Origin of the sequence: Shewanella sp. M16 (assembly GCF_018224605.1) — a bacterium.
Lineage (GTDB): Bacteria > Pseudomonadota > Gammaproteobacteria > Enterobacterales > Shewanellaceae > Shewanella > Shewanella oncorhynchi.
In genome coordinates this window covers 1-211 of the sequence record NZ_JAGTUL010000178.1, presented here as the reverse complement: position 1 = coordinate 211, position 211 = coordinate 1, and the positions used below count along the sequence as shown (strand labels likewise).

General features: G+C 51.7%; 1 protein-coding gene. It reads left to right on the top strand.

The annotated features are described in order from the left end of the window. The coding region (locus KFE26_RS23930) for a hypothetical protein (RefSeq protein ID WP_212601938.1) at positions 1-211 on the top strand (211 nt) is incomplete at both ends.

The following is a 211-nucleotide window of genomic DNA, read 5'->3' as shown; positions in this document are numbered from 1 at the left end:
AGGTTACACCGGCCGTAAATGGGAGGTGAATATACCGACACCTGTGAGCCTGACTCAAGGTGCCCAAACAGGCAGTAATTATACTCAGGGGCCAAGACGTAATCTTGGAACAGTAGCAGATGCCACGTCATCCGTTGCGGATGTGGGTAATGATGGGGCTCAAATTGATGTCCCTGTAGCAATAGCGGGTACGACGGCGAGTGTAGGAACA